Source organism: Curtobacterium sp. B8, assembly GCF_000333315.1.
In the GTDB taxonomy this organism is placed as follows: Bacteria; Actinomycetota; Actinomycetes; order Actinomycetales; family Microbacteriaceae; genus Curtobacterium; species Curtobacterium luteum.
Genome location: NZ_BACW01000297.1, coordinates 1 through 5,049 on the forward strand (window position 1 = coordinate 1; position 5,049 = coordinate 5,049).

Below are 5,049 nucleotides of genomic sequence, written 5' to 3' on the forward strand. Positions count from 1 at the left end.
ACGTCGCCCTCGTCGACGGGTCGCCGCGGACGCTCGGACTCCGTGACCTGCTCGACGTCTACGTGCGGCACCGGCTGTCCGTGGTGACCCGACGGTCGCAGTACCGGCTCGCGCGCAAGCAGGAGCGCCTGCACCTCGTCGAGGGCCTCCTCGTCGCGATCCTCGACATCGACGAGGTCATCGAGGTCATCCGCTCCTCGGACGACTCCGAAGCCGCGCGCTCCCGACTCCAGACCGTGTTCGACCTGTCCGAGGTCCAGGCGGAGTACATCCTCGAGCTGCGGTTGCGGCGCCTGACGAAGTTCTCCCGCCTCGAGCTCGAGGGCGAGCGCGACCAGCTCCTCACCGACATCGCCGCGCTCGAGGAACTGCTGGCGTCCGACGAGCGTCTCCGTGCCCAGGTGTCCCTCGAGCTCACCGAGGTGTCCGACCGGTTCGCGACCCCGCGCCGGACCCTCCTCACCGAGGCCGACGCCCCGGTCAAGGGTGGGCGCAAGGCCGCGGTCGACCCGGAGTCGCTGCAGATCGCCGACTCCCCGTGTCGCGTGATCCTGTCGACCACCGGGCGGCTCGTGCGCGTCGACATCCCCTCGTCCGACCTGGGGATCGTGCGGGTGCCGAAGCGGTCGAAGCACGACGCCGTCCGGTCCTCGGTCGTCTCCACCGTCCGCGGGGAGCTCGGTGCGCTCACGTCGACCGGCCGCGTGGTGCGGTTCTCCCCCGTGGACGTCCCCGCGGTGCCCCCGGCGTCCGTCCGGCTCGACGCCGGGGTCCGCGTGTCCGAGTACCTCGGCGTGCCCCGGACCGAGGCCGTGGTCGCACTCATCTCCATGGGTTCGGACGACTCCGTTGCGATCGGGACCGCGCAGGGCATCGTGAAGCGGGTCGTCGCCGGTGCGTGGCCGGACAAGCCCGAGGTGCTCGCGATCGGCCTGAAGCCGGGCGACTCCGTCGTCGGCGCGACCCAGGCGCCGGAGGACGACGACCTCGTCTTCATCACGTCGAACGCCCAGCTGCTGCGGTTCCCGGCATCCGGCGTCCGCCCCCAGGGCCTCCCGGCCGGCGGGGTCGCGGGCGTCTCGCTCGGAGCCGGCGCCTCGGTGATCTGGTTCGGCTCGGTGCCGCGCTCGGACGACGCCGTGGTCGCCACCGTGTCGACGTCGTCCTCGGCGCTGCCCGGCACCGACAACGGCCGCGCGAAGGTGTCGGCGTTGTCGGAGTTCCCGGCGAAGGGGCGGGCGACGCAGGGTGTCCGGGCGCACGCGTTCCTGAAGGGCGAGGACGGGCTGACCGTGGCGTGGGCGGGCATCGCGCCGCCGCACGCGGTGGGGACCGACGGCGCTGCCCGGACCCTGCCCGACTGGTTGTCGAAGCGCGACGGGTCGGGCAGCCCGCTCGACGCCGTGATCGACTCGATCGGCGGGAGTGCGGCGGCGCTCGACGGGACCGCGGGCGAGGCGTAGGGCGGGCCGCGCGGGCGCGGCCGGCACCCCGAGACTCGGCGTCAGCGACCGATCGCGGGCCCGACGGCACGAGAACGGTCGCCCACCGCGAGACTCGCGGCCCGCGCCCCGAGACTCGGCGTCGGCGACCGACGCCGGGCCCGCAGCCGCGCCCCGCTCAGCACGCGGAACGGTCCGCCGAGCCGAGACTCGGCGTCAGCGACCGATCGCGGGCCCCGACGGCACGAGAACGGTCGCCCACCGCGAGACTCGCGGCCCGCGCCCCGAGACGCGCGGCCGGCGCCCCGAGACTCGACCCCGCGGACACCCCCGCCCCGCTCGGCACGCGGAACTGTCCGGCGCCCCGAGACTCGGGGTCAGCGACCGATCGCGGGCCCGACGGCACGAGAACGGTCGCCCACCGCGAGACTCGCGGCCCGCGGCCCGAGACTCGACGTCAGCGACCGACGCCGTGCCCGCAGCGGCGCCCCCGCGCTACGCGTCGATCCGGTCGCGGTCGAGCCCCTCGCCGGCGAGGATGAACTCCTTGCGCGGCGCGACGTCGTTCCCCATCAGCAGCTCGAACACCTTCGCCGCGTTCTCGGCGTCGGGTACGTTCACCCGTCGGAGCGTGCGGTGCGTCCGGTCCATCGTCGTCTCGGCGAGCTGGTCCGCGTCCATCTCCCCCAGGCCCTTGTAGCGCTGGATGGGCTCCTGGTACTTCTTGCCCTGCTTCTCGAGCTTCTTCAGCACCGCCTGCAGCTCAGCCTCGGAGTACGTGTAGAGCGTGTCGTTGGCCTTCCCCCGGTTCACCACGACGACCCGGTGGAGCGGCGGGACCGCGGCGAACACCCGGCCCTGCTCGATCATCGGCCGCATGTACCGGAAGAACAGCGTCAGCAGCAGCGTCCGGATGTGCGCCCCGTCCACGTCGGCGTCGGACATGATGATGATCTTGCCGTAGCGAGCCTGGTCGATCTCGAACGAGCGACCCGAACCGGCCCCGATGACCTGGATGATCGACGCGCACTCCGCGTTCGAGAGCATGTCCGAGACCGAGGCCTTCTGGACGTTGAGGATCTTGCCCCGGATCGGCAGGAGCGCCTGGTACTCGCTGTTGCGCGCGAGCTTCGCGGTGCCGAGCGCCGAGTCACCCTCGACGATGAAGAGCTCGGTGCCCTCGGCGTCCTGTTTCCGGCAGTCGGCGAGCTTCGTCGGCAGGGAGGAGTTCTCGAGCGCGTTCTTCCGCCGCTGCGTCTCCTTGTGCGCCCGCGCGGAGATGCGCGTCTTCATCTCGGCGACGACCTTCTCGAGCAGCGTCGCGGCCTGCGCCTTCTCAGTGCGCTGTGTGGACGTCAGGATCTCGGTGAGCCGCTTCGACACCACCTGGTCGACGATCTTCCGGACCGCCGGCGTGCCGAGGACCTCCTTCGTCTGGCCCTCGAACTGCGGCTCGGGCAGCCGGACGGTCAGGACCGCGGTGAGGCCCGCGAGGACGTCGTCCTTCTCGAGCTTGTCCTGCCCGACCTTGAGCTTGCGCGCGTTCGCTTCGACCTGGGCACGCACGGCCTTCACGACGCCTGACTCGAAGCCGGCCTGGTGGGTGCCGCCCTTCGGCGTGGCGATGATGTTCACGAAGCTGCGGAACACCGTCTCGTAACCGCTGCCCCACCGGAGTGCGAGGTCGACCTCGCACTGACGCTCGACCGCCGTCGACACCATGTGCCCCTGGTCGTCGAGCATCGGGACGGTCTCGGTGAAGGTGCCCGTGCCCTGGATCCGCCACACGTCGGTCACGCCTGCGTCGACGGCGAGGTGCTCGACGAACTCGCCGATGCCGCCCTCGTAACGGAAGCGCTCGATGACCGGACCGTCCTCGAGCGGCGCACCCGTGGCGGCCGCCCGCGACGCCGCGGCCTCGATCGACGACGGGCGCGCGTCGGTGATCGTGATGCCGAGTCCGGGAACCAGGAACGCGGTCTGGCGAGCCCGGTTCACGAGGTCCTGCGTGCTGAAGCGGGCGTCCGGCGTGAAGATCTGCCGGTCGGCCCAGTAGCGGATGCGTGAACCGGTCACACCCTTCTTGACCTTGCCGACGACCCGGAGTTCACTGCCCGAGGTGAAGGGGGTGAACGGTGCGTCCGGCCCGTCCCCGGCGAACGTGCCCGGCTCGCCGCGGTGGAACGACATCGCGTAGGTCTTGCCGCCGCGGTCGACCTCGACGTCGAGGCGCTCGGACAGGGCGTTGACGACCGACGCGCCGACCCCGTGCAGGCCGCCCGAGGCCGCGTACGACCCGGACCCGAACTTGCCGCCGGCGTGCAGCTTGGTGAAGACGACCTCGACCCCGGTCAGCCCCGTCTTCGGTTCGACGTCGACCGGGATGCCGCGCGCGGTGTCACGGACCTCGACGGAACCGTCCGGGTGCAGCACCACCCCGATCTCGTCACCGTGCCCGGCGAGGGCTTCGTCCACGGAGTTGTCGATGATCTCCCACAGGCAGTGCATGAGCCCCCGGGAGTCCGTCGACCCGATGTACATGCCCGGACGCTTGCGAACCGCCTCGAGCCCTTCGAGGACGGAGAGGTGGCGCGCGGAGTAGTCAGACACCCTCCGATCGTACTGATGCGGACCGACACCCCCGGCCCTGACACTCGGTCTGGGGCCAGCGGGTCCGCGCTGAGCGAAACGTGCCCCGATGATGCCGTACATCCAGGCGGCACGTGTTGAAATGGTCACCAACCGGCACCCGTTGGGTGGCAACACCGGCACCCGACCTGCGATCCGTGAGGAGCACAGCAATGACCCAGACCGTGCAAGACCTCTCCATCGAGGAATTCGGCAGCGAACCGGCTCCCCGTTGGTGACCGCTAACGACAGCTGCGGAGCGGAAGGCCTACATCCGCGGCAGCATGGCCAGCGGCGAGATCCTGTTCTGAGCCCCCCACGGGAACCGAGTTTAAGGACAAGCTCGCGGCGACGGCCATCGAGCGGCACGACGAGAGCAGCCGACTCTACGAGTCGAAGCAGCGCCCAGCGCAACGGACGGGAGGCGCGGAACAAAAGAGCACCGCGCCTCCCGTTCGTGGTTCGGGCGCTTCAGGCGATCCGCTTGAACGCCTTGTCGACGTAGCGGTCGATGGTCGCGCGCGCTTCGCGCGCGTACCGGTCGATCGAGGCCGTGCGGTCCGGGTCCGGCGCGTAGGCGCGCCCGAGTCGGGCCGACGCGGCGGCGAGGACGCCGTCGGTGAGCTGCGGGTTGAGCGGCAGGATCGGACCCTGCGTGTGCGTGCCGAACGAGGTGCCGACGATCGCCCCCTCGACCGGGCTGCCCGCCTGGTTGCCGCCGCCGGAGACCACGTCGGCGAACGGCGTCACGCCGTCTGCGAGTTCGATGCGGGTGGCGTGGTCCTCGAAGCCGGCGATGCGCGTCGGCACGCCGCCGAGGAGCGGGTATTGCGTCTCGAGCACGAAGTAGTTCACCCGACGCTCGGCGCCGCGGACGGCCCGGGCGTCGAAGACCCCGAAGCCCGTGACGTCCGGCCCGTCGGTCGCGACCACCGCGTTCGTGGCGAGGTCGAACCCGCCGCCGACCGCCACCACCGGG

The 5,049-nt window shown here is 71.4% G+C and carries 2 protein-coding genes and 1 pseudogene; 1 reads left to right on the forward strand and 2 read right to left on the reverse strand.

Annotated elements, in window-relative coordinates; translation table 11 throughout:
• On the forward strand, positions 1 to 1,463 hold a 1,463-nt coding region (locus I59_RS07325; protein ID WP_022903301.1), incomplete at its 5' end, for a DNA gyrase subunit A.
• A gap of 474 nt (positions 1,464 to 1,937) precedes the next feature.
• Here the strand turns inward: I59_RS07325 and I59_RS07330 are convergent.
• Positions 1,938 to 4,052, reverse strand: a complete 2,115-nt coding sequence (locus I59_RS07330) for a type IIA DNA topoisomerase subunit B (protein ID WP_022903302.1) — start codon at positions 4,050 to 4,052, stop codon at positions 1,938 to 1,940.
• Between the two features lie 489 nt (positions 4,053 to 4,541).
• Positions 4,542 to 5,049: pseudogene (locus I59_RS19450) on the reverse strand (hypothetical protein); the annotation flags it as partial.